The 364-nt window shown below is 40.7% G+C and carries 1 protein-coding gene; it reads right to left on the reverse strand.

Annotation, left to right across the window (positions count from 1 at the left end; translation table 11 throughout):
• Positions 1-364, reverse strand: a 364-nt coding sequence (locus SB717_RS34135) for a lyase family protein (protein WP_410907260.1), incomplete at both ends; no start/stop codon positions are given.

Genomic DNA, 364 nt, shown 5'->3' on the forward strand with positions numbered 1-364 from the left:
GCATCGTTCGTTGATTGGGCCATGTTCACATGAGTGTTTGGGCTAATTTTCGCATACGCCCCTTTTTCATACCCCATACGTTCTAACGCTCTATTCGCAATTACTTCATTTGTATTCATATTAATAGAAGTTCCGGCTCCGCCTTGAATAGGATCCACGATAAATTGATCATGAAACTTTCCATCAACAATTTCTTGCGCTGCTTCTGCAATTTCATGTCCAATGTCTTTAGCTAAGTAACCAGTATCTATATTCGCAAGTGCCGCCGCTTTTTTCACAATTGCCATTGCTGTAATGAGTGATGGATGAATGCGATATCCTGTAATTGGGAAGTTTTCTACGGCACGTAATGTTTGTACACCAT

Source organism: Priestia sp. SIMBA_032 (assembly GCF_046535215.1).
Classification (GTDB): domain Bacteria; phylum Bacillota; class Bacilli; order Bacillales; family Bacillaceae_H; genus Priestia; species Priestia aryabhattai.